The sequence below is a fragment of the Phenylobacterium sp. genome, from assembly GCF_004297125.1.
In the GTDB taxonomy this organism is placed as follows: domain Bacteria; phylum Pseudomonadota; class Alphaproteobacteria; order Caulobacterales; family Caulobacteraceae; genus Phenylobacterium.
The window spans coordinates 65277-90515 of record NZ_SCVD01000001.1; the positions used below are offsets into that span (position 1 = coordinate 65277).

Annotated in this window: 23 protein-coding genes; 11 read left to right on the forward strand and 12 right to left on the reverse strand. The window is 69.4% G+C overall.

The window, feature by feature from the left end; translation table 11 throughout:
* The first annotated feature begins 18 nt into the window (after nucleotides 1–18).
* Together EPO51_RS00285 and EPO51_RS00290 are read left to right on the forward strand one after the other, a co-directional pair.
* Complete coding sequence (locus EPO51_RS00285; RefSeq protein WP_293344776.1) at nucleotides 19–1419, forward strand: MFS transporter; 1401 nt, start codon at nucleotides 19–21, stop codon at nucleotides 1417–1419.
* Between the two features lie 67 nt (nucleotides 1420–1486).
* Complete coding sequence (locus EPO51_RS00290; protein WP_293344778.1) at nucleotides 1487–2371, forward strand: hypothetical protein; 885 nt, start codon at nucleotides 1487–1489, stop codon at nucleotides 2369–2371.
* Here EPO51_RS00290 and EPO51_RS00295 read toward each other — a convergent pair.
* Nucleotides 2368–3615 carry an aspartate kinase gene (locus EPO51_RS00295; RefSeq protein ID WP_293344780.1) on the reverse strand — a complete coding sequence of 416 codons (1248 nt, stop codon included), beginning with the start codon at nucleotides 3613–3615 and terminating at the stop codon, nucleotides 2368–2370. The genes EPO51_RS00290 and EPO51_RS00295 overlap by 4 nt on opposite strands.
* Nucleotides 3616–3738: 123 nt before the next feature.
* Between EPO51_RS00295 and ubiG the strand changes: the two genes are divergently transcribed.
* The 4 genes from ubiG (at nucleotide 3739) to EPO51_RS00315 (ending at nucleotide 8096) form a co-directional block, all read left to right on the forward strand.
* Complete coding sequence (gene ubiG, locus EPO51_RS00300) at nucleotides 3739–4497, forward strand: bifunctional 2-polyprenyl-6-hydroxyphenol methylase/3-demethylubiquinol 3-O-methyltransferase UbiG (protein WP_293344782.1); 759 nt, start codon at nucleotides 3739–3741, stop codon at nucleotides 4495–4497.
* Between the two features lie 41 nt (nucleotides 4498–4538).
* Nucleotides 4539–5342 carry an FkbM family methyltransferase gene (locus EPO51_RS00305; protein WP_293344784.1) on the forward strand — a complete coding sequence of 268 codons (804 nt, stop codon included), beginning with the start codon at nucleotides 4539–4541 and terminating at the stop codon, nucleotides 5340–5342.
* A 121-nt stretch (nucleotides 5343–5463) separates the two neighbouring features.
* Complete coding sequence (locus EPO51_RS00310; RefSeq protein WP_293344786.1) at nucleotides 5464–7086, forward strand: long-chain fatty acid--CoA ligase; 1623 nt, start codon at nucleotides 5464–5466, stop codon at nucleotides 7084–7086.
* An 80-nt stretch (nucleotides 7087–7166) separates the two neighbouring features.
* The gene (locus tag EPO51_RS00315) at nucleotides 7167–8096 is read left to right on the forward strand and encodes an alpha/beta fold hydrolase (protein WP_293344788.1); all 930 of its coding nucleotides are present in this window, start codon (nucleotides 7167–7169) and stop codon (nucleotides 8094–8096) included.
* On the opposite strand, the gene chrA is transcribed toward EPO51_RS00315, so the two are convergent.
* Nucleotides 8093–9298: a chromate efflux transporter gene (chrA, locus tag EPO51_RS00320; protein WP_293344790.1), complete on the reverse strand. Its 1206-nt coding sequence runs from the start codon at nucleotides 9296–9298 to the stop codon at nucleotides 8093–8095. The two genes, EPO51_RS00315 and chrA, sit on opposite strands and share 4 nt — an antisense overlap.
* 128 nt (nucleotides 9299–9426) lie before the next feature.
* On the opposite strand from chrA, the gene EPO51_RS00325 reads away from it, so the two are divergent.
* Nucleotides 9427–10512: a Zn-dependent alcohol dehydrogenase gene (locus EPO51_RS00325; protein ID WP_293344792.1), complete on the forward strand. Its 1086-nt coding sequence runs from the start codon at nucleotides 9427–9429 to the stop codon at nucleotides 10510–10512.
* A gap of 46 nt (nucleotides 10513–10558) precedes the next feature.
* Here EPO51_RS00325 and EPO51_RS00330 read toward each other — a convergent pair whose 3' ends face one another.
* From EPO51_RS00330 to ctrA, 5 genes are all read right to left on the reverse strand, one after another.
* Nucleotides 10559–11362 (reverse strand): class I SAM-dependent methyltransferase, encoded by an 804-nt coding sequence (locus EPO51_RS00330; protein ID WP_293344794.1) that lies wholly within the window; start codon nucleotides 11360–11362, stop codon nucleotides 10559–10561.
* 64 nt (nucleotides 11363–11426) lie between these two features.
* Nucleotides 11427–12770, reverse strand: a complete 1344-nt coding sequence (locus EPO51_RS00335; protein WP_293344796.1) for a M23 family metallopeptidase — start codon at nucleotides 12768–12770, stop codon at nucleotides 11427–11429.
* Between the two features lie 133 nt (nucleotides 12771–12903).
* A complete protein-coding gene (arsC, locus tag EPO51_RS00340; protein WP_293344798.1) occupies nucleotides 12904–13254 on the reverse strand; it encodes an arsenate reductase (glutaredoxin) in 351 nt (116 codons plus the stop codon).
* Nucleotides 13255–13282: 28 nt separating this feature from the next.
* Complete coding sequence (locus tag EPO51_RS00345; protein WP_293344800.1) at nucleotides 13283–15667, reverse strand: M20/M25/M40 family metallo-hydrolase; 2385 nt, start codon at nucleotides 15665–15667, stop codon at nucleotides 13283–13285.
* 108 nt (nucleotides 15668–15775) lie between these two features.
* Nucleotides 15776–16477 (reverse strand): response regulator transcription factor CtrA, encoded by a 702-nt coding sequence (ctrA, locus tag EPO51_RS00350; RefSeq protein ID WP_293344802.1) that lies wholly within the window; start codon nucleotides 16475–16477, stop codon nucleotides 15776–15778.
* A 285-nt stretch (nucleotides 16478–16762) separates the two neighbouring features.
* On the opposite strand from ctrA, the gene EPO51_RS00355 reads away from it, so the two are divergent.
* The 3 genes from EPO51_RS00355 (at nucleotide 16763) to EPO51_RS00365 (ending at nucleotide 18932) form a co-directional block, all read left to right on the forward strand.
* Complete coding sequence (locus EPO51_RS00355) at nucleotides 16763–17125, forward strand: hypothetical protein (protein ID WP_293344804.1); 363 nt, start codon at nucleotides 16763–16765, stop codon at nucleotides 17123–17125.
* A 65-nt stretch (nucleotides 17126–17190) separates the two neighbouring features.
* Nucleotides 17191–18528: a flagellar protein export ATPase FliI gene (gene fliI, locus EPO51_RS00360; protein WP_293344806.1), complete on the forward strand. Its 1338-nt coding sequence runs from the start codon at nucleotides 17191–17193 to the stop codon at nucleotides 18526–18528.
* Nucleotides 18525–18932, forward strand: coding sequence for a flagellar export protein FliJ (locus EPO51_RS00365; protein WP_293344808.1), 408 nt, complete (start codon nucleotides 18525–18527; stop codon nucleotides 18930–18932). The genes fliI and EPO51_RS00365 overlap by 4 nt, the downstream gene beginning before the upstream one ends.
* Here the strand turns inward: EPO51_RS00365 and EPO51_RS00370 are convergent.
* Nucleotides 18929–19792: a LysR family transcriptional regulator gene (locus EPO51_RS00370; protein WP_293344810.1), complete on the reverse strand. Its 864-nt coding sequence runs from the start codon at nucleotides 19790–19792 to the stop codon at nucleotides 18929–18931. The two genes, EPO51_RS00365 and EPO51_RS00370, sit on opposite strands and share 4 nt — an antisense overlap.
* Before the next feature lie 81 nt (nucleotides 19793–19873).
* Here EPO51_RS00370 and EPO51_RS00375 point away from each other — a divergent pair, with 81 nt between their 5' ends.
* On the forward strand, nucleotides 19874–20812 hold the full coding sequence (locus EPO51_RS00375; protein ID WP_293344812.1) for an MBL fold metallo-hydrolase: 939 nt from the start codon (nucleotides 19874–19876) through the stop codon (nucleotides 20810–20812).
* Nucleotides 20813–20814: 2 nt separating this feature from the next.
* Here the strand turns inward: EPO51_RS00375 and EPO51_RS00380 are convergent, their stop codons facing one another.
* The 4 genes from EPO51_RS00380 to fliN all read right to left on the reverse strand — a co-directional run bounded on the left by EPO51_RS00380 (nucleotide 20815) and on the right by fliN (nucleotide 25237).
* Entirely contained in the window at nucleotides 20815–21174 is a 360-nt protein-coding gene (locus EPO51_RS00380) for a DUF4282 domain-containing protein (RefSeq protein ID WP_293344814.1), read from the reverse strand.
* 81 nt (nucleotides 21175–21255) lie between these two features.
* Nucleotides 21256–23343: a flagellar biosynthesis protein FlhA gene (gene flhA / locus EPO51_RS00385; protein WP_293344816.1), complete on the reverse strand. Its 2088-nt coding sequence runs from the start codon at nucleotides 23341–23343 to the stop codon at nucleotides 21256–21258.
* Nucleotides 23344–23499: 156 nt separating this feature from the next.
* Entirely contained in the window at nucleotides 23500–24867 is a 1368-nt protein-coding gene (flbD, locus tag EPO51_RS00390) for a sigma-54-dependent transcriptional regulator FlbD (RefSeq protein WP_293344818.1), read from the reverse strand.
* A 28-nt stretch (nucleotides 24868–24895) separates the two neighbouring features.
* Nucleotides 24896–25237 carry a flagellar motor switch protein FliN gene (gene fliN, locus EPO51_RS00395; protein ID WP_293344820.1) on the reverse strand — a complete coding sequence of 114 codons (342 nt, stop codon included), beginning with the start codon at nucleotides 25235–25237 and terminating at the stop codon, nucleotides 24896–24898.
* Between the last annotated feature and the right edge of the window lie 2 nt (nucleotides 25238–25239).

Here is a 25239-nt window from a genome sequence, read left to right on the forward strand (position 1 = left end):
ATGTCCGAGGTTGTCAAAATGAGCGAAGCGGCCGGCAACACCTGGGCCGACCTGATGGCCGAGGGGCGATTGCCGCGGTTCGCGCTGATCTGCCTCGGCGTCTGGCTGAACGCGGCCGACAGCCTGGTCACCGCGACCATACTGCCCAGCGTGGGCGCCGACCTGGGGGGCTACGCCTATTTCTCGTGGGCGACCGCGGGCTTCTTTGTGGGCGCGATCCTGGCCGGGGCCAGTTCGGGCCGGCTCTCCGAGATCTTTGGCCTTCGCTCGGCCACGGCGCTCGCCGGGGTGGTGATGATCCTCGGCTGCGTGATGAGCGCCGCCGCGCCCGACGTCGGGACCTTCCTGGCTGGGCGCCTGGTCCAGGGCCTGGGCAGCGGCTGGATCTCCGGCTTCGCCATGGTGGCCATCGCCATGCTGTTCCCCGAGCGGCACCTGGCCCGGGTCTTCGCCTCGGTGACCTTCATCTGGGGGATCGCCACGGTTCTGGGGCCGCTGTTCGGCGGAGCGGTGGTCGAGGCCGGCCACTGGCGCGACGTCTTCTGGTTGTTCGCCGCCCAGGCGGTGGTGTTCAGCGTCGCCGCCCTGTGGCTGCTGGGCGGAGCCTCCAAGGCGCCCGGCGGGCCGGGCATCCCCTGGCTGCAACTGGGCGTGCTGGGCGTCGCGGTCGCCGCCATCGCCCTGGCCGACCTGATGAGGACGGCGGCCGGCTCCATCGGCCTGGTCGCGGTGGGCCTGGGCGTCCTGGCTCTGGTGGTCTGGATCGACGCGCGGGCGCGCATCCGCCTGCTGCCGCGCCGGGCCGGCGACCTCTCGACCATCTGCGGCTCGGGCTATCTGGCCATGTTCGCCCTGACCGCCGCCTCCATGGGCTTCGCGATCTATGGCCCGCCCATCCTGCAGCACCTGCGCGGCTTCTCGCCTCTGGCGGCCGGCTACGCCATCGGTGCGGAGTCGATGGCGTGGACCGTGGCCGGCATGGCGGTCGCCGGGGTTACGGGGGTCTGGGTCAAGCGCTGGACCCGGTTCGGGGTGCTGCTGCTGGCGGCCAGCCTGGTGATCCTGGCGCTGACCCTGGCCGATGGGCACATCGCCTGGGTTCTGCTGGGGGGCTCCTTGCTGGGCGCGGCCTTCGGCTTCTCATGGGCCTTCATGAGCACGCGGCTGCTGGGCGCGCTGTCGGACGAGGACCGTGCCATCGGGTCCTCCGCGATCATGGCCGTGCGCCAGACCGGCGGAGCGGTGGGCGCGGCGATCTCGGGCGTGGCCGCCAACCTGGTCGGCTTCTCGGACGGCCTCACCGACGCCAGCGCGCGCGGGGCCGGCTTCTGGGTGTTCGCCGCCGTGATCCCGCTGGCGCTGATCGGAACCTGGGCCACCTTCCGGATGACCGGTTCGGCGAAGGCCGTCGCCTTTTAGGCGTTCGACGGTCGCGCTTGGATTGAAATCCGCCGGCTCTCCCGCTTTGATCCGCCGCGTGAGTCTCGTGGGCGAAACTTCTGTCGAACCGATGGCGGGGCGGGACCGGCTGCTGGCGGGCCTTTCGTTCGCGTTCCTGCTGGACGAGATGGCCAACGGCATGGGCGGCCTGGAGCCGCTGGACGCCCTGCTGGTCCTGGCCATCAACCAGGCCAACATCGCCCCGCTGACCCGCGATCACGAGGCGCGCGCCCGCTACGGCGATCTCGACGCGCCGGCGCCGGACGAGGCGCGGCGGCCCGTCAGCATCAACGCCGTGGCGGCCTCGCTGGGCCTGCCGTTCGAGACCGTCCGCCGGCGGATCCGCCGTCTGGCCGCCGGACAGGTCTGCGCCCTGTCCCCGGAGGGCGTGGTCGTGCCGGCCAGCTTCCTTGCCTCGCCGGTCTATCTCCAGTCCGTGATGCTGGGTCACGAGCGCCTGCGCCGCTTCTACCTCGAACTGCGCGACGCCGGCCTGGTCGAGGCGCTGCCCCCGGCGGCCTTCGAGACGGATGGCGTGCCCGTCCGCGCCGCCGCCCGGCTGCTGGCCGACTATGTGCTGCGCGCCTCCGAGGGGCTCATGCGTGAGGCGGGCAATGTGATCTCGGTGCTGACCCTGGTGGCGCTCCTGGCCGCGGCCCTGGCCGAAGAGGGCCGGACGCGCGGCCTGTCCGTGCGCGCTGTGGCGCTACGGCTGCAGCTGTCCGCCGAGACCGTCCGCCGCCATGTGGCCGAGTTGGTCGAGGAGGGTCTCTGCGCCCGCACGTCCGCCGGCCTGCTGCTGACCGAGGCGGTGCTGGCGCGGCCCGGGGTGCGCGCGCTGATCGCGGAGAACGCGGCGAACGTGCAGCGCCTGCTGGCGGGCCTGGCCGAGCGCGGGGTGATCCGGGCCTGGGAGGCCGCGGAGGCCTAGAGCTGGTCCAGGCCGTAGGCGGCGTGCAGGGCGCGCACGGCCAGTTCGGTATAGGCCGCGTCGATCAGCACGCTGATCTTGATCTCGGACGTCGAGATCACCTGGATGTTCACGCCCTTGGAGGCCAGGGCCTCGAACATCGACTTGGCGACGCCGGTGTGGCTGCGCATGCCGACGCCGATCACCGAGACCTTGGCCACGTCCTCGTTCACCTGGACGTCTTCGAAGCCGATCTCGGCCTGGACCCCGCGCAAGATCTCGACCGCCCGCTGGGCGTCTCGCTTGCCGACGGTGAACTCCATGTTGGCGGTGTCGGCGACGCGGGCGTGGCTCTGGACGATCATGTCCACGTTCACGTTCGCATCGGCCAGCGCGCCGAAGATCATGGACGACACGCCCGGATGGTCGGGCAGGCCGAAGAGGCTGATCTTCGCCTCGTCGCGGCTGTAGGCCACGCCGCTCACGATCCGCTTCTCCACGATCTCCTCCTCGTCGCACACGATGGTGCCCTGGCCGGGCGCTTCGCCGGGCTCGACAAAACTCGACAGCACCCGGACGGGCACATTGTAGGCCATGGCCAGCTCGACCGAGCGAGTTTGCAGCACCTTGGCCCCCAAGGACGCCATTTCCAGCATCTCCTCGTAGGAGATCTTGGCCAGCTTGCGGGCCTTGGATTCGATCCGCGGGTCGGTCGTGTAGACGCCGTCCACGTCGGTGTAGATGTCGCAGGGCGCGCCCACGGCGGCGGCGATGGCGACCGCGCTGGTGTCCGAACCGCCCCGGCCCAGGGTGGCGATGCGGCCGTCGCGGGTCACGCCCTGGAAGCCGGCGATCACGGCGACCTCGCCGGCGTCCATCGCAGCGCCCAGCTTCTCGGGCGGGATGTCGTCGATCCGCGCCCGGCCGTGGGCGTCGTCGGCGATGATCGGGATCTGCCATCCCATCCAGGAGCGAGCCGGCACGCCCATGTTGCGCAGGGTCATGGCCAGCAGGCCGGCGGTCACCTGCTCGCCGGAGGCCACCACCACGTCATACTCATCGTCCGAGGGCGGCAGGCCCTGGGCGGCCGCGCCGGCGCCGTCTGTCCAGGCCACCAGCTCGTTGGTCTTGCCCGCCATGGCCGAGACGACGACGGCCACCTGGTGACCCGCCTGCACCTCGGCGTTCACCAGCCGGGCCACGCGCCGGATCCGCTCCAGGTCGGCCACCGAAGTGCCGCCGAATTTCATCACCAGACGTGACATGGATCTAGATCGAGGACCGCCGTTGCTGCGCCGCCGAAGGGCGGAGCCTTCTAGCCATGCGCGGCCGCCACGGCAACGTCCGGAATCTTTCGTTTTCGGCGCCTGAGGGGCTAGAAGGGGGGCATGACTTCCCCTGCGCCCGCCCGTTCCAGCATCGATCCAGCCGAAGTCGAGACGTTCTCGCGGATCGCGGCCGAGTGGTGGAACCCGCGGGGCAAGTTCGCACCTCTCCACAAGTTCAATCCCGTGAGGCTGGGCTTCATCCGGGACCAGGCGCTCTATCGCTTTCAGCGCGACCCCAAGTCGCGGCGCCCGTTCGAGGGTCTGCGCCTGCTCGATATCGGCTGCGGCGGCGGCCTGCTCTCCGAGCCCATGACCCGCCTCGGCTTCCAGGTCACCGGCGTCGACGCCTCGGAGCGTAACATCGGCACCGCCTCGGCGCATGCCGCGGAGCAGGGGCTGGCGATCGACTACCGCGCCTCCACCGCCGAGGGCCTCCTCGCCGCGGGCGAGCCGCCGTTCGACGTGATCCTCAACATGGAGGTCATCGAGCACGTGGCCGACCCGGCGGCCTACCTGCAGGACTGCGCGCGGCTGCTGAAGCCCGGCGGGTTGATGATCGTCGCCACCCTCAACCGCACGCTGAAGGCGCTGGCCCTGGCCAAGATCGGGGCGGAGTATGTGCTGCGCTGGCTGCCGGTGGGCGCCCACGACTGGTCGAAGTTCCTGAAACCGAGCGAAATCCGCGACTTCCTGTCCGCGGAGCCGGTAGTTGTGGACGGGCCGTACGGGGTGGTGTTCAACCCGCTCACCGGCCGATGGACGGAATCGGCCGACACGGACGTGAACTATATGATGACGGTGGTCCGCGACGCGGCGTGATGGGGCGCGGCTCGGGACCGGGGGCGGCCTAAGGAGTATCCATGCCATCGCTTCGCGTGCTCGGGCACGCCTTCCGCGCCTGGCGGCGGAATCGGACATGGGCCAAGCACGAGCCTGAGACCCCCTACCTTGCCGACCTGCTGTCGGGCGCGCCCGTGTGCCTGCACGTGGGGGCCAGCGACGGTCGCCATTCCTATGTGATGACCCAGGTGGCCCCGAAGGCGCGGATCTACGCCTTCGAGCCGTCGGCCTTCGCCTTCGAGGTTCTGAAAGTCAGCATCGCCTGGCATCGGATCGGCAAGCAGGTGACGGCCATCCATGCCGCCGTGGCCGACAAGCCGGGCGAGCTGTTGCTGGTGACGCCGAAGAAGACCTCTGGTCGCATGGGCCGCGCCTACGCCTACGTCGCCGAGACCCGGCCGAACGGCCAGGCCCGCCCCGACCTCGACGACACCGGCATGGACGTCCAGCCGACCCCGGTGGTCACCCTGGACGGCTTCTGCGCCGAGCACGGCATCGACCGCGTCGACTTCATCCGCATGGACATCGAGGGCGCCGAGCTGAAGGCCCTGGAAGGCGCGCTGAAGATCCTCGACCGCGACCTGCCGCACGTGCTGCTGGAGATCCACCCGATCATGCTGCAGGCCCGCTTCGGCGCTTCCGGCGAGGCGGTGCTGCAGGTCTTCGAGAAGCTGGGCTACCGGATGTTCGCCCTCAACGGCGATCGCCTGGAGGAGCGCACGACCCTGGTCGATGGCCTGCCCTGGAAGGATTACTTCTTCATCCACCCCACCCGCGCGGCCCGCCTGCCCGACGGCGTGTTCAAGGCGCGGATGGCGGCTTAGGCGCCGCCGGCCCTTTCGATCGGTCCCTTGAGCCCGCGGTTCTCGGATGCCCTTCGGAGGGGGGTTCGCTGGGCGGCCCAGGCGCCCTAGTTTGTGCGCCGCCGACGGGGAGGACGCACATATGCTGGCGCTGATGATGGACCGGCCGCTGACGCTGCCGTCGATCCTGGAACACGCGGCGCTCTACCATGGCGACCGCGAGGTGGTGACGCGGACGGTCGAGGGGCCGATCCACCGCTACGGCTATCGCGACGCGCTCTCCCGCGCCAAGCGGATGGCCAAGGCCCTGCTGGCCCTGGGCGTAAAGCCCGGCGACCGCGTGGCGACCCTGGCGTGGAGCACCCATCGCCATTTCGAGCTCTATTTCGCGGTCACCGGCATCGGGGCGGTGCTCCACACCATCAACCCGCGGCTGCACGACGACCAGATCGTGTGGGTGGCCCGCCACGCCGAAGACAGCGTCCTGTTCTTCGACATCACCTTCTCCGAGCAGGTGGCCCAACTCGCGCCTCGGATCGGGTCGGTCCGAACGCTCGTCGCCATGACCGACCGGGCGCACGCCCCCGCCGACGCCCTGGTCTACGAGGACCTGATCGCCTCCGAGACCGACGATTTCGAATGGCCGAAGGTGGACGAGCGACAGGCCTCGGGCCTCTGCTACACCTCCGGCACGACCGGCAACCCGAAGGGCGTGCTCTACGGCCATCGCTCGACGGTGCTGCATGCGCTGGCGCTGGCTCTGCCCGACGCCTTCGACCTGTCGGCCCGGGACGTCGTGATGCCCTGCGCCCAGATGTACCACGCCAATGCCTGGTGTACGCCGTATGCAGCCCCGCTGGTGGGGGCCAAGCTGGTGCTGCCGGGCCGGGCGCTGGATGGCGCCAGCATCGCCCAATTGATCGCGGAGGAGGGGGTGACCTTCCTTCTGGGCGTGCCGACGATCTGGGTGGGCGTCGCCGACCATCTCGACCAGACCGGCCAGTCGCTGACCTCGGTTCGCACCATCGCCATCGGCGGTTCGGCGCCCACCGCGGCCCTGATCTCGCGGATCGAGAATCGGCTGGGCGGCAAGGTCCGTCAGATCTGGGGCATGACCGAGACCTCGCCGCTGGGCGTCATCAATACGCCGCTGCCGACCCATGCGGGCGAGGGGGAGGAGGCGAGGCTGCAGCGCAAGTTGAAACAGGGTCGAGGCCTCTGGGGCGTCGAGTTGCGGATCGTCGGCGAGGATGGCGGCCTGCTGCCTCGCGACGGCAAGAGCCCCGGCGCCCTGCAGGTGCGGGGTCCCTGGGTCTCGTCGGCCTACTTCAAGCAGGAGGGGGCCGCGGCCTTCACCGACGACGGATGGTTCGACACCGGCGACATCGCCACCCTCGACCCCGAGGGCTATCTGCGCCTCACCGACCGGGCCAAGGACGTGATCAAGTCCGGCGGCGAATGGATCTCGACCCTCGATCTCGAGGACGCGGTCTGCTCGCACCCGGCCGTGGCCATGGCCGCCGCCGTCGGCGTGCCCCACCCGAAGTGGGACGAACGCCCGCTGCTGCTGGTCACGCTTCGGCCCGGCCAGACCGTGGACCCCGAGGTCCTGAAGGCCCATGTGGCCGAGCGAGTCGCCAAATGGTGGACGCCGGACGAGGTGCGGATTGTCGATTCCCTGCCGATCGGCCCGACTGGGAAAGTGCTGAAACGCGAGCTGCGTGATGCGCTGGCGACACAGGCGCCGGCTTCGTCACCGCCATGACGAAAAGCTAACAGAACTCCGCCTTGAACGGTGCGTTAGCCTCTCCAGGTGACACTGTAGAGCCAGGTTGGAGGTCGGGCGTGCAACGGAAGCGTCCTAAAGGGCTGCTCGCCATGGGCTGGGCGGCGGTCGAGGCGGCCGCCAAGGGCCGGACGGAGCATGCGCCGACGTCGGCCGACTATCCCGAGGATGTGGTCCGACGGACCAGCTTCATGTCCGGTGGCGGCCATGGTTGGCGCATTTCGGCGCTCGAGACTCCGCGCGCCATTCCGGCGCCGTGGAAGATCGTGGTGATCACCGGCGCCCCGTCATGGGCCGAGTACTGGGCTGAGACCCTGGCCGAGCTGCCGCAGGACCGCGAGATGATCGTGGTCGACCGGCCGGGCTATGCGGCCTCCGAGCCGCTGCATCCGGTGACCGATATCCGCGTCCAGGCCGAGGCCCTGGCGCCGGTGCTGAAGCCCGCGCCCGGCCAGAAGGTGCTGCTGGTCGGCCAGAGCTACGGCGCGGCCATCGCCTCGATCATGGCCGAGCAGAACCCCGGCAAGGTCGCGGGCCTGGTGCTGCTGTCGGGCTTCTTCGGCGAGGCGGGCCCCACGGCGCGCTGGCTGCTGGACCTGGGCGGCAAGGCGCTGAAGATGATTCCGCGCGACCTGCGCCACGCCGTCATCGAGGTGACGGGCCAGAAGCCCCAACTGCGCCACGCCAAGCGCGCGCTCGCCCGGCTGAATATCCCGGTCCACATGATCCACGGCGACAAGGACGACTTCGCGCCGGTCGAAGTGGCCGAGCGCCTGGCCGCCGAGACGGTGACGCGCCGCCCGATCCGGGTGGTCCGCACCGAGGGCGCAAACCACTTCCTGAACGATGGCCCGGCCGAAATCCTGATCGCCGCCATCGAAGGCTGCATTCCCGAGAAGAGCTCGGGCGGCTGGACCTTCCGGTGGCCCAAGCTGCCGGCCCTGTGGCCCCTCAAGCTGGGCAAGGCCGCGCCCGTGCAGTTGGGTTAGCGCAGGAAGACGCCGGTCGCCACGGCGAAGCCGATCACCACCAGCCACGGCGGCAGCCTGGCGACCTGGAGGAACACGAACGCGGCCGCCACCAGCGCCCAGTCGGCCGGCCTGCGCACGGTGGTCATCAGCACCGGGTCCCAAAGCGCGGCGGCCAGCAGCCCGACCACCGTGGCGCCCACGCCGGCCAGTACGCCGCGCGCCCAGCCCTCGCGCTTCAACCGATCCCAGAACGGCAGCACCCCGGTGACCAGCAGCAGGCTGGGCAGGAAGATCGAGAACAGCGCGATGAGGCCGCCCGTCACGCCACCCGGGCCATAGCGCTGGGCGGCGCCCACGAAGCCCGCGAAGCTGAACAACGGGCCGGGCAGCGCCTGGACCACGCCATAGCCCATCAGGAACGTCTCCTGGTCCAGCCAGCGGCGATCGACGATCTCGCGCTCCAGCAGCGGCAGCACGACGTGGCCGCCGCCGAACACCAGCGAGCCGGTGCGATAGAAGACCGACGCCAGGCCCAGGCCCGGGTTCTGCAGCAGGCTGGCCAACACCGGCAGGCCGACCAGCAGCAGGACGAAGAGGCCCAGCGCCATCACCGCGCTGGCGCGGTCGACCATCTCGAAGGCGTCGTCCGGCGCGGTCTCGACGGGCGCGTCACGCAGCATGGCCAGGCCGAAGAGACCGCCGGCGACCAGGGCCGCGATCTGGGCCATCGGGCTCTGCGCGATGATCAGGCCGATACCGGCGCCGATGGCCATGCCGGCGCGCACAGGTCCCACGGCCAGGGTCCGGGCCATCTGCACCACCGCTTGCAGCACCACGGCCGCGGCGGCGATCTTCAGGCCGTGGATCCAGCCGTCGCCGTACCTCAGCGTCAGGTCGGGCGCGACCAGGGCCAGGGCGATCATCGCGGCGCCGGCCGGCAAGGTGAAGCCCACGAACGCGGCGAGCGCGCCCGCCAGGCCCGCCTGCCGTAGACCGATCGCCATGCCCATCTGGCTGGACGCCGGGCCAGGCAGGAAATGGCAGAGCGCCAGCAGGTCGGCGAAAGCCGCCTCCGACAGCCAGCCCCGCTTCTCCACGAACTCGCGCCGGAAATAGCCCAGGTGCGCGACCGGCCCGCCGAACGCCGTCAGACCCTGCTTCAGGAAAGCCAGGAAGACGTCGAAGGCGGAGACGGTCCGTATCGGCTGGGCGTCGTCCATGGAGCCTAGATGGTTGGACGCGGGCGTCCTGTCGACCCGTTTCGAGCGATGAGCACGCTTAGGGACTTCCCAGCCCCATCTGAACGGCGATAAGGCTTCTGGAAATTACCGAGGAAGAGGGAAGAACCATGAAGGCCGCCGTGCTGCGTGAAGTGGGCAAGCCGCTTCAGATCGAGGACGTTCAGATCTCCAAGCCCGGCCCGCACGAGGTGCTGATCCGCACCGCGGCCGCTGGCCTCTGCCACTCGGACCTGCACTTCATGCAGGGCTCGTATCCGCACCCGCTGCCGGCGGTCCTGGGCCACGAGAGCTCGGGCATCGTGGAACAGGTCGGTTCGGAAGTGCGCACGGTGAAGCCGGGCGACCACGTCATCACCTGCCTCTCGGCCTATTGCGGTCACTGCGAGTTCTGCCTCACCGGCTCGATGAGCTTGTGCGTCTCGCCGGAGACCAAGCGCGGCAAGGACGACGAGCCGCGCCTGTCGGCCGCCAACGGTCCGATGATGCAGTACCTGAACCTGTCCTCGTTCGCTGAGCACATGCTGATCCACGAGCATGCCTGCGTGGCGATCCGCAAGGACATGCCGCTGGACGTGGCCGCCCTGATCGGCTGTTCGGTGACCACGGGGGTCGGCGCGGCGATCCACACTTCCAACGTGCGGCCGGGCGAGACCGTGGCGGTCATCGGTTGCGGCGGCGTGGGCCTGGCGGCGGTCAACGGCGCGGCGATCGCCGGCGCCAGCCGGATCATCGCCATCGACATGGTTGCGTCCAAGGGCAACCTGGCCATGGAGTTCGGCGCCACCGACTTCATCGACGCCTCAAAGACCGACGCGGTCAAGGAAGTGCTGGAGATGACCAGCGGCGGCGTCCATCACTCGTTCGAGGCCATCGGCCTCGCGAAGACCGCCGAGCAGTGCTTCAACATGCTTCGCCGGGGCGGCACCGCCAACATCATCGGCATGATCCCGGTCGGCCAGATGGTCAGCGTCATGGGCGCGGCGTTCCTGGGCGAGAAGAAGCTGCAGGGTTCGCTGATGGGCTCCAACCGTTTCCCGGTCGACATGCCGCGCTTCGTGGACTTCTACATGTCGGGCAAGCTGAAGCTGGACCACATGATCTCCCAGCGTATCAAGCTGGAGCAGGTCAACGAAGGCTTCGACGAGATGAAGAAGGGCGAGCTGGCCCGCTCCGTGATCGTCTTCGACGCGTAAGATTGGAGACGGCCCGCGCCTCCCAGGCGCGGGCCGCCCGCTCCGGTCACGCGGGCTTCGGCCTCATGACCAGCCATGGCGTGGCCTGCCGCCGCCATTCCCACACCGCCAGCAATTGATCCAGCTGGCTCAGTCCGCCCAGCCAGGGTGGCAGCGCCTGGGTCTTGGGCTGTGCGTCCACCCGCACGACATCGTGCGTGGGCGCAAAGCGCGCCGTGATCGTGGCCAGGGCGCCAGGGCGATAGACGTCGTGGGTCTCGACGATCAGGTTCATGCCGGCCAGCGCCGGGCTGAGGTCGGGGCGCAGGATGTCCAGTTCCGCACCCTCGGCGTCCACCATCACCAGCACGCGCCGGCCAGCGAAGGCCTCGAAGCCGTCCGGCTTGAACTCGCCGCCGATCACGACCCGGTCCGAGACGCCGTTGCGCGCCGCCAGTTCGGCGCAGGCGCTGCGCGCGGCCTCGGCGATGTCGTGGGCGTGGACGGTGACCTCGGGCATCATCCGAGCCAGTCCCACGGCGTAGTAGCCCTCGGCGCATCCGATATCGATGACGCAGTCCAGCCCTTCGGCCGCGAGGGCGATCAGGTGAGGGTGCAACTCGCACTCGTAGGTCCCCAGCAGGCGCGGGATCAGCGCGCCCTCGGTCGCGTGGTCCACATAGTCCATGCCGGCGAACGGCCCGCTCCAGATCCGGCGGCCTTCCCGGGCGACGAAGGTGTTGGCCAGCATGTGCGAGCGCCAGCGGCCCAGCAGGGCCAGCAGGTCGAAGAGCTCCTTCTGCGCGGCCGTCTTCGGCCACCCACCGACGATCTGGCGCACATAGCCGACCGCAGCTTCCGTTACGCCCATCGTTACCCCGCGCGACCCAGGTCCGACTTAGACGGGAAGTCTTAGCCGGGGCAAGCCATCGCCCTCAGCGCCCGGCGCGGTCGCCCGCGGCGGCCATGGCGAGCGCCTGGCTCTTCGTCCCGCCCTCCGCCAGCAGGCGTTCCAGCCGACCCTTCTCAGCCCGGAAACGGGTGAGTTCGGCGCCGGCCAGGACGGTCCCCTGCGGGACCTTGGCGCCAACCGGGTTGACCCGGCGGCCCCGCTGCCAGACCTCGTAGTGCAGGTGCGGGCCGGTCGACATGCCGGTCGAGCCCACATAGGCCACCACCTGGCCCTGGCGCACCTTCATCCCCGGTCGCAGGCCCTTCGCGTAGCGCGACAGGTGCGCGTAGCCGGTGTCCCAGCCGCCCGAATGGCGGATCTGCAGCCAGTTGCCATAGCCACCCCAGCGCCCGGCCTTCACCACCACGCCGTCGCCGGCCGCCAGCACCGGCGTGCCGCCGCCCGCCCCGAAGTCCACGCCTTGGTGGGCGCGGGCGTAGCCCAGGATCGGATGGCGCCGCTTGCCGAAGCCGGAGGTGAGGCGGGCCCCGTCCACCGGCGTGCGCAGCAGGAAGCCGCGGATATTCTTGCCGTCCTCGTCGAAGTATTCGGCCTCGCCGCCGTCGCGTTCGAAGCGGAAGAATTTCACCCCGTGCAGTTCGGCGTATTCCAGCTCTCCGGTCTCGATGGTGCGGCCGCTCTCGGTGACCTTGCGGTCGAACACCAGGCGGAAGTCGTCGCCCGGCTGGATGTCGCGCTGGAAGTCCAGCTTGTGGGCGAACAGCTTGGCCACCTGGGCGGTGATGGCGGGCGTGGCCCCCAGGCGCGCCGCGCTCTCGTAGAGCGAACCGTGGATCTCGCCGTCGGCGACCTTGGTCTCGTCCGTGACCTTCTCCTCCAGCGCGCGCAGGCGAAGCGCGCCGTCGAAGGTGCGCGAGAGGGTCAGGGCCGTGGCCGGGCCGGTGCGCAACGCGAGGCCGACCAGCCGCGCCGGCCGGTCGCCGTCGTGGGGCTGGGCGATGGCGGCGTCGAAGGCCATGCCGGCCCTGATGTGGATGGTGTCCATGGCGTCGCCCAGGGCGTTCACCGCCTGCCGCGCCTCCGCCGCGGTGACGCCTGCACGTTCCACCGCGCGCTCCAGCGTTTCGCCGGGGCGCACCTTGACGGCGATGTTTTGCGGCCGCGCGTAGCCTGGCTGGGCCTCGGCCTGGGTGAAGGCCGCATGCTGCAGGGCCGCCGCAGCGTCGGGCGCCAAGGCAAGGGTCTCGGGCTTGGACAGCCGCGCGGCGACCTGCCAGCCGACCAGGCCGGCGCAGACCGCAACGGCGCCGGCGGTCAGTCCCGAGGCGAGGCGAATGGGAAACTTGCCCGGTTTGAAGATCTGCATCGCACCCCCGGATACCAACCGTGCGCGGCCCTGGACGCACAGGACCGGGAAAGCGCCCCCCGGCGCCCCAGCAGTCGAGGTTCAAGATGACCGGAACGTGGCGAGCCGCCCATCCGGTCGATTTGCCTCAGCCTCAGATCAGGCCGAGCACCAGTTCCGCAGGCCGGCAGAGCGCCGCGCCCTTGGAGGTTACGACGATAGGCCGATTCACCAGGATCGGGTCGATGATCATCGCGGCGATCAGCGCCTCGTCCGAGGCGGTAGGATCGGTCAGGCCCAGTTCGTCGGCCCTGGTGCCGTTGGTGCGCAGGATGTCGTGCGCGCCGGCGTCCATCCGCTTCAGGATGTCTTCGAGCTGGGCCTTGGTCCAGCCCACCTTCAGATACTCGACGACGGTCGGTTCGACGCCCTTCTCGCGCAGCAGCGCCAGGGTGTTGCGCGAGGTTCCACAATTCGGGTTGTGGTAGATCGTGACGCTACTCATGTGGCCCCGATAAACCCTCGCGCCGCGATCACCAAGAGAAGGCGCGGGTTCCCGAGACGAAGGTCGAGTCCGAATTGTCCCAGGCGATCAGGTCGGCCGGCCGCCCGGGCAGGGGCGCCACGCCGGATGGCCAGCGGTCGAAGCCCGCGACGTAACGCACGTCCAGCCGCCCGGGCCCGCTGGGGCGCAGGGCGATCTCCAGGCCGTTCCCCGGCGCTTGCCACAGGATCCGCACCCACTCGCCCTTCGGCAGGGCGAGTTCGAGGGGGACCCCGGCGATGCGGGTCACCTCGCCGCCCGTCGCCGCCCGCAGCCGCAGGTCCAGCGTCCGTGCACCGGCCGGAGGCGCGGCCGAGAGGCGCAGTGTCCCATCCCGCGCCTTGGCCAGCGCTATCGTTGGCGTGGGCTCGGCCACCGGCGGGGCGGCGGCGGCCAGCATCGGCCGGCGCCAGGCCCAGTGCGAAAGCTTCTCCACCGGCCCGCCTTCGGCGCGCAGCACCGCGTTGGTCCAGGCGCCGCTCATCGCTTCGGGGCTGAAGCGCCAGGCCCGCCCGGTGTCCTGATCGACCTGGTAGCCGACGTAGCTCACCTGGGGATAGCGCGGGGTCCACGGATCCTCGGCCCGGATGATGAGGGTCATCGCCAGGCCCGCGCCCAGCAGCACGCCGCCGATCACCAGGCCCTTCTGGGCGCCCGTGTCCGGCTGGGCCAGAGGCCACAGCACCAGGCCCGCGGTGATCATCTGCACCGCGAACAGGGGCATCAGGTCCATGCCCTCGTAGGCGAAGTGCGAAATACCCCCCTGCCAGCCCAGCGCGGCCGCGGCCAGGATCACGAGCAGGCCGATCGGCAGGACGCCCCGCTTGGCGCTGAGCGCCGTGGCGGCGGCGCCGACTGCGGCGGCCAGTAGCGGCCACGCGATCACATAGGCCGCGCCCGGCGCCGCCACCTGCAGGATCACCGTGAGCACCAGGCCCAGCGCCAGCGCCCCCGCCCACGCGCCCTTGCGGCTGGCCGGGCGATTGTAGACGAAGAACCCGAGCACACCCGCCAGCACGCCGCTGACCGCGCCGATGATGTCGAAGGTCCCGAAGGCGGAGCAGGCGAGGCCGAAGACCAGGGGAACAGCGGCCATCCAGCGCCGGCCTCGCGCCACGTCGCCGGCCGCCAGCATCAGGAAGCCCAGCGACAGCAGCATGATGGCCCATTCCCAAGGCGCGGCCTGGGCCATCAGGAACCGCTGCTCAATGAAGCCGAACTCGGCCCCGGTCAGCCGCCGGGCGAACTGCAGCACGGCCACGGTGCCGACGCCCGCGAAGGCGAGGGCGCCCATGCCGCGCAGGATGTCCACCGCCGGGAACTCGCCCGAGTGACGGGCCCAGCGCACGGCAAGGGCCAGCAGGACCACGATGACCGCGATCACCACCCAGCCGAACCAGATCGGATAGGCGATCACCGTGTTCCCGAAGAGGTTCGAGTAGACGACGTTGGGCGCGCGGCCCGGGAGCTGCGACGCGAACGCCGCCTCGCCGGCCAGGGCCAGCACCTGGGTCCCCATGTCCTGCAGCGAGCCGCGATCCAGGTTGGCCGGCGTCGAGGTAGCGCTGTGGTAGTCGAACTGGCGGCCGATGATGGCGTAGTTCAGGCCCGCGATCCCGGCCCGCAGGGTTTCGGTCAGGTCGGTGTCGTTCGGCATCTTCTCGTAGAGCAGCACCGACAGCGACGAGGAGGCGGGCCGCTGGGCGGTCCGGGCGAAGAGGTCGACGATCCGACCGTTTTCGGCGCTGGTCTGGAACATGTTGACCCGGCCGGTCGAGCCGCGGGCCTCGGCGTTGATCACGAGGCCGATCCGCTTGGCCAGCGGGTCGCGGCGGAAGAAGTGGTTGGCGCCCAGCAGGCCCGCCTCCTCGCCGTCGGTGATCACGAGCATCACGTCGCGGGCGGGAGTCCCGCGAGTTTTCAGCGCGCGCACGGTCTCGATGGCGGTCGCCACGCCGATGGCGTCGTCGGCCGCCCCGGGCGAGCCGGGCACGCTGTCGTAGTGGGCCATCAGGGCCAGGGCCGGGGCGTTGCGGTCGCGGCCGGGCAGGACGGCCACGATATTCTCGACCGGGCCGGCGATGACACGGCCGGCGGCGTCCTTAGGCTCCTGGAGGCCGATCCCCGGCCGAACCTGGGGCGACAGGCCCAACTCGGTCAGGCGGCTGACCAGGGCGTCGCGCACGCGGGCGTTCTCGGGCGAGCCCATGGGGTGAGGGGCGGCCGCCATCAGGGTCACGTCGGCGAAGGCCCGCTCGGCGGAGAACTCGGTGGCCGGCGCGCCGACGGGCTGGGATTCCGGCAGGAGCTGGTCGTTGAAGGCGATCCAGGATCCGAGCATCAGCGCGATCAAAAGCGCCAGGTAGCGGCCCATGCGCGTGCTCCCCCTGAGTCTCGTTGGAGGTACGCTAGAGTGTGTCGCCGGAAACGAAAACGCCCGGCGGTGAGGCCGGGCGTTCCGAATTCATGCTGTAGGGCCGGATCAGGCGGCGATGGTCTGACCCATCTCCTGCGGATCGCGGAGCACGTAGCCGCGGCCCCAGACCGTCTCGATGTGATGCTTGCCCTCGGCGGCCGCCGCCAGCTTCTTGCGAAGCTTGCAGATGAACACGTCGATGATCTTCAGCTCGGGCTCGTCCATGCCGCCATAAAGGTGGTTCAGGAACATTTCCTTGGTGAGCGTCGTGCCCTTGCGGAGCGAGAGCAGCTCCAGCATCTGGTATTCCTTGCCGGTCAGGTGAACGCGGATGCCGTTCACTTCCACCGTCTTGGCGTCCAGGTTGACCACGATGTCGCCGGTCTTGATGACCGACTGGGCGTGGCCCTTGGAACGACGCACGACCGCGTGGATCCGGGCGACCAGTTCGTCCTTGTGGAACGGCTTGGTCATGTAGTCGTCGGCGCCGCCGGAGAAGGTCTTCACCTTCGTCTCGATCTCGGCCGTGCCCGACAGGATCATGATCGGCGTGTTGATCTTGCCGACGCGAAGCGTCCGCAGAACATCCATGCCGCTCATGTCGGGCAGATTCAGGTCAAGGAGGATCAAGTCGTAGTCGTAGATCTTCCCGAGATCCACGCCTTCCTCGCCCAAGTCCGTCGTATAGACGTTGAACCCTTCCGACTTCAGCATCAGCTCGATGCTTTGAGCGGTGGCGCTGTCGTCTTCGATCAACAATACGCGCATTGGCCTCTCCTGCCGCGTCCCCGCATTCCCCCACGAATTCTGGTGAATCCGCGTTATGCCTCGCCGTTAACCTGCCCTACCGTCCTTTAAGACAGGTTAATGGCGAGCTGGCCCTACGACCCGAATCGTTAATCTGATTTTGGAATCCGACTCAAGCTGAGCTGGCCTCGCGGCGCGCCGCGCCTCCGTTGAATCTTTTGTGATTGGACGCGCCCTCCGAAGCGAGGGGTGGAACGCCTTGCGCCACAAGGGGTTGTGAGCGGACAGAAGAGGCCGGAGAACATCATGACCGACCATCCCGAAACGCTCGCTCCCTACCGCATGCCGTGGCGCCGCGACCAGATGAAGCAGTGGGCCGCGGTAACCCCCTTCCTTAGGTATGTTCCCAGGAATCCGCTGTTCCTGATCGGCGCTGCCGCGGTCGGCGTGGCCGGCGTGCTGGCGTGGCGCAACCGCGAGAAGATCGCCAGCGCGGCCAGTCCGATGATCGACGACGCCCGAACCAAGGGCCAGGCGCTGATCGAGGACGCCAAGATCAAGGGCGAGGAACTGATCGAACAGGCCAAGACGACCGGAGAAGCCGTCGTCGCCAAGGCCCGGGCGCGTCGACCCGCCGCAGCCAAGACGACCACGCCGGACCTACACTGAAGCCTGTTCTTCACGTCGCCTTAAGCCTGTCGGAGCATTGTCCCCAGCGTAGCTGAGGGGCGTTCGTGAAGAACCTGGTGGCCGCGGTCGAGCGGCTTGATCCTTTGACGGTTTCCGGGCGGGTCGCCGCCGTGAACGGCCTTCTGATCGAGGCTCGCGGCGGACTGTCCCGCCTGGCCGTCGGCGCCCGCGCCGAGATCACCCGCTTCGCCGACAAACCCGTGGCCGCCGAGGTCGTGGGCTTCCGCGAGAACCGCGCCCTGCTGATGCCTTTCGGGCCGGTCGAGGGCGTCGCCCCCGGCGCGGAGATCCGGATCCAACCCCTGGGCTCCGCCGTCCGCCCCACCAAGGCGTGGCTCGGCCGCATCGTCGACAGCTTCGGAGAGCCCATCGACGGCAAGGGACCGCTGCCCCAGGGCATCGTCGGCTATCCGCTTCGCGCCGCGCCCCCTTCCGCCCATTCCCGCGCCCGCGTCGGCGAGCGGCTGGACCTGGGCGTTCGCGCCATGAACGTCTTCACCACCTGCTGCCGCGGCCAGCGCCTCGGCGTCTTCGCCGGCTCGGGCGTCGGCAAGTCGGTGCTGCTCTCCATGCTGGCCAAGAACGCCGACTGCGACGCCGTCGTGGTGGGCCTGATCGGGGAGCGGGGCCGTGAGGTCCGCGAGTTCATCGAGGAGACTCTGGGCGAGGAAGGCCTGCGCCGCGCCATCGTCGTGGTCGCCACCTCGGACGAGCCGGCGCTGAAGCGCCGCCAGGCCGCCTACATGACCATGGCCATCGCCGAGTTCCTGCGCGACCAGGACATGGAAGTCCTCTGCCTGATGGACTCGGTCACCCGCTTCGCCATGGCCCAGCGCGAGATCGGCCTGGCAGCCGGCGAGCCGCCGACCACCAAGGGCTATACCCCCACCGTCTTCACCGAGCTGCCGAAGCTTCTCGAGCGGGCCGGCCCCGGCCCCATTCGCCCGGATGGCACCAAGGCCGGCCCAATCACCGGCCTCTTCACGGTGCTGGTGGACGGCGACGACCACAACGAACCGATCGCCGACGCCGTTCGAGGTATCCTGGATGGCCACATCGTCATGGAGCGTGCCATCGCCGAGCGCGGCCGCTTCCCGGCGATCAATGTGCTGAAGTCGATCAGCCGGACCATGCCGGGCTGCCAGACCCCCGACGAGCGCCTGATCGTGCGCCAGGCGCGCGAGGCGCTCTCGGCCTATTCGAACATGGAAGAACTGATCCGCATCGGCGCCTACCGCGCCGGCGCCGATCCGCTGATCGACCGGGCCATCGCCCTCAATCCTTCCGTCGAAGCGTTCCTGTCCCAGGATCCCAACGACGCTACAGGCCTCGAAGACTCCTTCGCCGGCCTCGCCGATATCCTGAACGGAGCCGCCGCGTGAGTTGGGCAGAGTCGCTAATCAAGCTCTCCACCTATGAGGCGGAGGTTCTACAGAAGCGTCTGGCCGAGATCGTGGACCGCCGCACCGCCGTCGAGATGCGGCTGCTGATGCTGGAAGCCGAGGGGGAGGCTGAGACCGCGTTCATGGCCCAGGAAGCGGCGGCCGGCATCTACCGCGCCGGGTTCTTCGAGGGCCTGAAGCTCCGCAAGGCCAAGATCCAGTCCGAGATCGACGTGATCCTCATCGAGGAAACGGGAGCCCGCGAGGCGCTGGCCGAGGCTTTCGAGACCCAGAAGAAGTATGAGCACATCGCCCAGAACCTGAAGATCGAGGCGCGCAAGGTGCAGGGTCGCCGCGACTCCGCCGCCCTCGATGAACTGGGCCTGCGCAAGAAGGCCAGCTAGGCGGCCCGGGCGCCGACCCGCGCGCGCTTGCGCCGCTCGTCGGTTCCATCGCCCAGAACGGCCAGGATCCGCGCCACCGCCGGCGAGGCCGCATCGGTCTGCCGATAGGCTATCCCAACTTCGCGGCGCAGGCCGAGGTCCGAGATCGGCCGGATCACGGCCGTCGTGTCGGCGGGCGCGACACCTTCCGGCAGGACGGTTGCGCCGATCCCGGCCTCCACCAGGGCGATGGCCCATTCCTCGGTCGTGGCGACCGCGACGACTTCCGGCCTGAACCCGAGGTCGGCCGTGGCCGCGGCGTTCTCGCAGTTGCAGCGGGCCACCAGCCGCAGACCTTCTAGATCGGCCAGGGCAAGCGACGCCTTGAAGCGTAACTCATGGCGCGGGGGCAGGGCCACGACATAGGCCTCCGACCAAAGGGGGACGAACGCCTCGGCTTCGCCGGCCATGGCGCGTGAGACGATGCGGGCGTCGCAGGCTTCGTGCGCCTCGACCAGCGAGAGCTGCACGTCGGGGTTTGCGGCCAGCGGCTTCAGGATCGCCAGCGCCCGGGGAATGTCCAGGCTGCGCATCAGGCCCAGCGTCATGCGCGCCAAGGGCGGCGGCTCGAAGAGCGCCTTGAGCGACAGGGCGTCGTCCACCAGCCGCCGGGCTCGGCCGTAGAGCGCGTCGGCGGCCGCAGTCGCCGCGACCCCCTTGCGGTGCCGGACGAAGAGGATGGTCTCCAACTCTCGCTCGAGCGCGGCCAGCGCCGCGGAGATCGAGGGCTGGGAGATGAAGCACCGCCGCGCCGCCGCGGTGACGCTCCCCGTCTCGTAGACCGCGAGGAAATAGCGGAGCTCACGCAGTTCCATAGTCATGGCCTATGATCATGGTCGGATGTCTATATTTTACATATGACCTAGCGAACGCAAGGGTGTCGGCGTCCTGGAGAACCCCTGATGCCCTTCCACAGCTTCGCCCTTTCCCTCGCCGCCCTGGCGGCCGGCGTCTCGATCGCCGCCTGCTCGGCGCCTCCGGCCGCTGCCGAACTGCCGGCTCCATCGCCTCCGGCGGCCGCCCATCCGCCGGCGACCATGACCGTCTCCGCCCTGCCGTCGGGCTCCACCCAGTCCTCGGCCGCCATGGCCTATGAGGGCGGGCGCGGCGACGACAAGCGGACCTTCGTGGCGGGCGCCATCCTCGTCGACCATCCCAAGGGGCGGCTGCTGTTCGATGCCGGGTATGGCCGCGACCTCGTCCAGCACTTCAAGACCGCGCCCAAGATCATGCAGATGTCGGTGAAGCCGCAGCTCGACCGGCCGGTCGCCGAACAGCTCGAGGCGGGAGGCGTCCCGCTGTCCAGCCTGAAGGCCATCGTCCTCACCCACGCCCACTGGGATCACGTGAGCGGCTTGGGCGACATGCCCGCGACGCCGGTTTGGGTGACCCGCGCGGAGATGGATTTCATCAAGAGCGGCGACGACGGGGCCAGGTTGGCGCGGGACCTTGGGACCAGGACTTACCGGACCTATGATTTCCCGGACGGCGCCTACCTGGGCTTCGCCAGGAGCTGGGATGTTTTCGACGACGGCAGCGTGGTGCTGGTTCCGGCGCCGGGCCATACGCCGGGGTCCATCGTGGCTTTCGTCAATACGCCCGATGGCCGCCATTACGCCCTGATCGGCGACACGGCCTGGCAGGTGGAAGGCGTCGACTTGCCGGCGCAGAAGCCGATGCTCACCCGCTTCGTCGACGAGGATCCCGCGGCGACGCTAGCCATGCTGCAGCGTCTGCATGCGGCGAAACGCGCCGTGCCCGGATTGATCGTGGTCCCGGCCCACGATGCGCGCGTCTGGGCGAAGATCCCGCGGTTCGGGAGCGGCTCAGCCGCGAAGTAGGGCTACTTGCCCTGGCGGGCGCGCTCGGCTTCCACGTCCTGGCGCAGGACGTGGAGGTCCTCGCTGATCTTGAAGATCGTGACGTAGAATTCGCAGAAGGCGCGCCACAGCAGCACGGCCACGAACACGCCCAGCATGCCTATGCCCAGCACGCCGATCGCCAGCAGGATGCCCCAGCCGCCTTCGCGGACGGCCACGCCGACCGAGGCGCCCAGCACCCCGAACGCCATGATCCCGATGATGCCGAGGCCGGCCCAGTAGACCAGGTGCGTGAGCGTGCCGGTGATCAGCCGCTCAAAAGTCAGCAGGTCCCACAGGAATTGCCCGTTCGCACCCTGGGGTCGCTGTAGAGGTCGCCGCATCCGAAATCCGAGACTCAAGGCCGGGCGAAGCGCCGGTCAGGCCCGAACCGCTATCAGCCGCGGGCGCAGCCTGCAACGGCGTCAGATCGCCCCGACGGTCTTCAGGCGGGCGCGCGGGTGGATTTCGTTCTGGCTCATGACCGGCGTCTGGCCGCGGAACCGCTCGATGATCGAACGGACATAGGGGCGGATGGTCGGGCTGGTCAGCAGCACCGGCGAGTCGCCGGCCAGGGCCGCCTGCTCGAAGGTTTCGCGGATGCCGCGGATGAATTCCTGCAGGCGCGATGGGGCCAGGGCCAGCTGCTTCTCCTCGCCGGAGCCAACCAGCGCGTCGGCGAAGGCGTTCTCCCAGTCGGCCGACAGGGTGACGATGGGCAGGGCGCCGTCGTCGCCCCGATACGCGTAGCAGAGCTGGCGGGCCAGGCGGCCGCGGACCTGCTCGACCAGCAGGGTGATGGAGCTGGTGTGCGGCGCGGCCTCGCCGATGCCTTCCAGGATGGCGCCCAGGTCGCGGATCGAGATCCGCTCGCGCAGCAGGGCCTGCAGCACGCGCTGGACCGTCGTCGCGGTGACGACGCTGGGGATCAGGTCGTCGGCCAGCTTCTTCTGCTCGGCCGGCAGGTCCTTGATCAGCTTCTGGACCTCGGCGTAGGTCAGCAGGTCCGGCATGTTTTCCTTGAGGATCTCGGTCAGGTGCGTCGTCAGCACCGTGGCCGGGTCGACGATGGTGTAGCCGCGGAAGGTGGCTTCCTCGCGCAGGCCGTCGTCGATCCAGGTGGCCGGCAGGCCGAACGCCGGTTCCTTCATGTGTTCGCCGGGCAGCTCGACCTGGGCGCCGCGCGGGTCCATGGCCATGAGCTGGCCGATGCGCACCTCGCCCGAGCCCGCCTCCATCTCCTTGATGCGCAGGCAGTAGCCCTGTGAGGGCAGGCGCATGTTGTCCAGGATGCGGACGCTGGGCATGACGAAGCCGAAGTCGGTCGCCAGGGTGCGGCGCAGGGCCTTGATCTGGTCGGTGAGCCGGCGGCCCTCCAGGTCGTTGATCAGCGGCAGCAGGCCGTAGCCCAGCTCGATCTTGATCTCGTCGATGGCCAGGGTCTGGGAGATCGGCTCCTCGGATTCCTCGGCGCTCGCCGGCGCGATGTCGACGACCTCCGCCACGGGCTTGGCGTGCGATCGCCGCCAGGCCAGCACCCCGGCGCCGATGGACAGCGCGGCGAACGGCAGGATCGGCATGCCGGGGATGATGGCCAGCCCGCCGGCGGCGGCCGCGACCATGCCCAGGCTGACCGGATTGGTGGCGAGCTGGGTGACCAGGGCCTTGTCGGCGGCGCCCTCGACGCCCGCCTTGGACACCAGGAAGCCGGCGGCGATCGAGATGATCAGGGCCGGGATCTGGCTGACCAGGCCGTCGCCGATCGACATGATGGTGTAGGTCGAGAACGCCTGGCCGATCGGCACCTTGTGCTGAATCACCCCGATCAGGATGCCGCCGATGACGTTGATGGCCAGGATGACCAGGCCGGCGACCGCGTCGCCGCGCACGAACTTCGACGCGCCGTCCATGGCGCCGAAGAAGGTCGATTCCTGCTCCAGCTCCTTGCGGCGCTTCTTGGCTTCGTCCTGCTCGATCAGGCCGCTCGACAGGTCGGCGTCGATGGCCATCTGCTTGCCGGGCATCGAGTCCAGGGTGAAGCGGGCCGCCACCTCGGCGATGCGGCCCGAACCCTTGGTGATGACGACGAAGTTCACGACCACCAGGATCGCGAAGACGATAACCCCGATGATGAAGTTGCCGCCCATCATCAGCTTGCCGAACGTCTCGATGACGTGGCCGGCCCCGTGGGCGCCCTCGTGGCCGTGGCTGAGGATCAGGCGGGTCGTCGTGATGTTCAGCGCCAGCCGGTAGAGCGTCGCCACCAGCAGGACGGTCGGAAAGGCCGTGAAGTCCAGGATCCGCTTCATCAGGATCGCGGTCATCAGGATCAGGATCGACATGGCGATCGAGATCGAAAGGAACACGTCCAGCATGAACGCCGGGATCGGCACGATCATGAGGAGGACGACGCCGATGACGCCCAGGGCGAGCCCGACTTCGCCGCGCAGCACCCAGCCCATCATCTCCTTGCCGGAGGGGGCGTTGGAAAAGCGCGTGCCGGTGTCGGCCATCAGGCTCGGGTCTCCGAAGGGGCGTCCGTGCGGCTCATGAAGAAGCCCACGGCAGCGTTATCGGCGGTGGCGGTTGGCGATATGGTTAACAAGTCTGAGCGGGCGTTCCGGCGGGCCCCGGCATGACGTCGCACCCGGGGCCGCATCGGCGTCATGTCAGGCCGCGCTCGCGCCCATCTGCGGGGCCGGCACCGAGACGCCGGCCTCGTTGTATTCCTTCAGCTTGTTGCGCAGCGTCCGGATCGAGATGCCCAGGATGTTGGCCGCATGGGTGCGGTTGCCGAAGCAGTGTTCCAGGGTGTCGATGATCAGGTGCTGTTCCATCTCGGCGACCGTCTGGCCGACGAAGGAACGGGTGGCGACCTCGGCGGCGGAAGCGGCCGCTTGGGCGGTGCGGGCATGGGCGTCGGCGGGGCCCAGCGGCTGGCCGTCGGGCAGGCGGATGGCCTGCTCGTCGATCTCGGGCCCGACCGCCAGCAGCACCGCGCGGTGCATGGCGTTCTCCAACTCCCGGACGTTGCCCGGCCAGCGGTGGGCGGCCAGGCGGCGCTTAGCCTCGCTCGACAGCGGCTTCTCGGCCACGCCGTTGGCGGCGGCGTACTTCCTGATGAAGAACTCGGCCATCACCAGCACGTCGCCGGGGCGCTCGCGCAGCGGCGGGATGCGAAGGTTCACGACGTTCAGGCGGTAGAGCAGGTCTTCGCGGAACGTGCCGTCCTTCACCGCCTGGACCAGGTCGCGGTTGGAGGTCGCCAGGATGCGGATGTCCACCTTGACCGGCTTCGAGCCGCCGACGCGGTCGATCTCGCGCTCCTGGATGGCGCGCAGCAGCTTGGCCTGCAGGCGGGCGTCCATCTCCGAGATTTCGTCCAGCAACAGGGTGCCGCCGTTGGCTTCCTCGAACTTGCCGATGCGGCGCGCGACGGCGCCGGTGAAGGCGCCCTTCTCGTGGCCGAACAGCTCGCTCTCGAGCAGGTTCTCGGGGATCGCGGCGCAGTTGACCGAGATGAAGGTCCGGTTGGCCCGGCGCGACTTCTGATGGACGTAGCGGGCGATGACTTCCTTACCGACCCCGCTTTCGCCGGTGAGCAGGATGGAGGCTTCCGAAGGCGCCACCTGGTCGGCCAGCGAGATCACCGCCTGCATCGAGGGGTCGCGCACCACCATCGGGCGATTGTCGTCGCTGACCGCAGCCAGCACAGCGGCGATCAGCGTCGCGTCCGGCGGCAGCGGGATGAATTCCTTGGCTCCGGCGCGGATCGCGTCGGCTGCCCGCTTGGGGTCGGCGGCGATGCCGCAGGCCACCACCGGCACGTGGATCCGCTCCAGCTGGTTGGCGGCGATCAGCCCGGCGATGTCGAGGTCATAGTCGACCATCAACAGGTCCGCGCCCTGGCCCGCGCGCAGGGCGTGGGTGGCGGCGTCGATGGTCTCGACGTGGCTGACCTTCGCGCCGGCGCTCATCGCCATCTTCACGGCGGTGGAGAGCTGTCCGCTCAGTTTCCCGACGACCAGAAGTCTCATATTCCTGCTCCTTCAGACGCAGCCGGCCCTAGGCCTGCGCGTCGCCGTCCTTGATGATTTCGGTCATGGTCACGCCCAGGCGCTCATCGACGATCACGACCTCGCCGCGCGCCACCAGGCGGTTGTTCACATAGATGTCGATCGCCTCGCCGACCTTGCGGTCGAGCTCCAGGACCGAGCCCTGGGTGAGCTGCAGCAGCTGGGCCACCGACATGGACGAGCGGCCGAGGACGGCGGAGATCGCCACGGGCACGTCGAAGACGGGCGCCAGGTCGCCGGCGGTGCGTTCTTCGCCCAGCAATCCCGCCAGCATGTTGTCGGCGTCGCTGTCGGGCGCGAATTCGTCGAGTTTCAGGTCGTCTTCGGCCATGG

Coding starts and splice junctions, on each gene's coding strand:
- EPO51_RS00285 (WP_293344776.1), top strand. CDS start 19: ATGAGCGAAGCGGCCGGCAACACCTGGGCCGACCTGATGGCCGAGGGG.
- EPO51_RS00295 (WP_293344780.1), bottom strand. CDS start 3,615: ATGTCACGTCTGGTGATGAAATTCGGCGGCACTTCGGTGGCCGACCTG.
- ubiG (WP_293344782.1), top strand. CDS start 3,739: ATGACTTCCCCTGCGCCCGCCCGTTCCAGCATCGATCCAGCCGAAGTC.
- EPO51_RS00305 (WP_293344784.1), top strand. CDS start 4,539: ATGCCATCGCTTCGCGTGCTCGGGCACGCCTTCCGCGCCTGGCGGCGG.
- EPO51_RS00310 (WP_293344786.1), top strand. CDS start 5,464: ATGCTGGCGCTGATGATGGACCGGCCGCTGACGCTGCCGTCGATCCTG.
- chrA (WP_293344790.1), bottom strand. CDS start 9,298: ATGGACGACGCCCAGCCGATACGGACCGTCTCCGCCTTCGACGTCTTC.
- EPO51_RS00325 (WP_293344792.1), top strand. CDS start 9,427: ATGAAGGCCGCCGTGCTGCGTGAAGTGGGCAAGCCGCTTCAGATCGAG.
- EPO51_RS00330 (WP_293344794.1), bottom strand. CDS start 11,362: ATGGGCGTAACGGAAGCTGCGGTCGGCTATGTGCGCCAGATCGTCGGT.
- EPO51_RS00335 (WP_293344796.1), bottom strand. CDS start 12,770: ATGCAGATCTTCAAACCGGGCAAGTTTCCCATTCGCCTCGCCTCGGGA.
- arsC (WP_293344798.1), bottom strand. CDS start 13,254: ATGAGTAGCGTCACGATCTACCACAACCCGAATTGTGGAACCTCGCGC.
- EPO51_RS00345 (WP_293344800.1), bottom strand. CDS start 15,667: ATGGGCCGCTACCTGGCGCTTTTGATCGCGCTGATGCTCGGATCCTGG.
- ctrA (WP_293344802.1), bottom strand. CDS start 16,477: ATGCGCGTATTGTTGATCGAAGACGACAGCGCCACCGCTCAAAGCATC.
- EPO51_RS00355 (WP_293344804.1), top strand. CDS start 16,763: ATGACCGACCATCCCGAAACGCTCGCTCCCTACCGCATGCCGTGGCGC.
- EPO51_RS00370 (WP_293344810.1), bottom strand. CDS start 19,792: ATGACTATGGAACTGCGTGAGCTCCGCTATTTCCTCGCGGTCTACGAG.
- EPO51_RS00375 (WP_293344812.1), top strand. CDS start 19,874: ATGCCCTTCCACAGCTTCGCCCTTTCCCTCGCCGCCCTGGCGGCCGGC.
- EPO51_RS00380 (WP_293344814.1), bottom strand. CDS start 21,174: ATGCGGCGACCTCTACAGCGACCCCAGGGTGCGAACGGGCAATTCCTG.
- flhA (WP_293344816.1), bottom strand. CDS start 23,343: ATGGCCGACACCGGCACGCGCTTTTCCAACGCCCCCTCCGGCAAGGAG.
- flbD (WP_293344818.1), bottom strand. CDS start 24,867: ATGAGACTTCTGGTCGTCGGGAAACTGAGCGGACAGCTCTCCACCGCC.
- fliN (WP_293344820.1), bottom strand. CDS start 25,237: ATGGCCGAAGACGACCTGAAACTCGACGAATTCGCGCCCGACAGCGAC.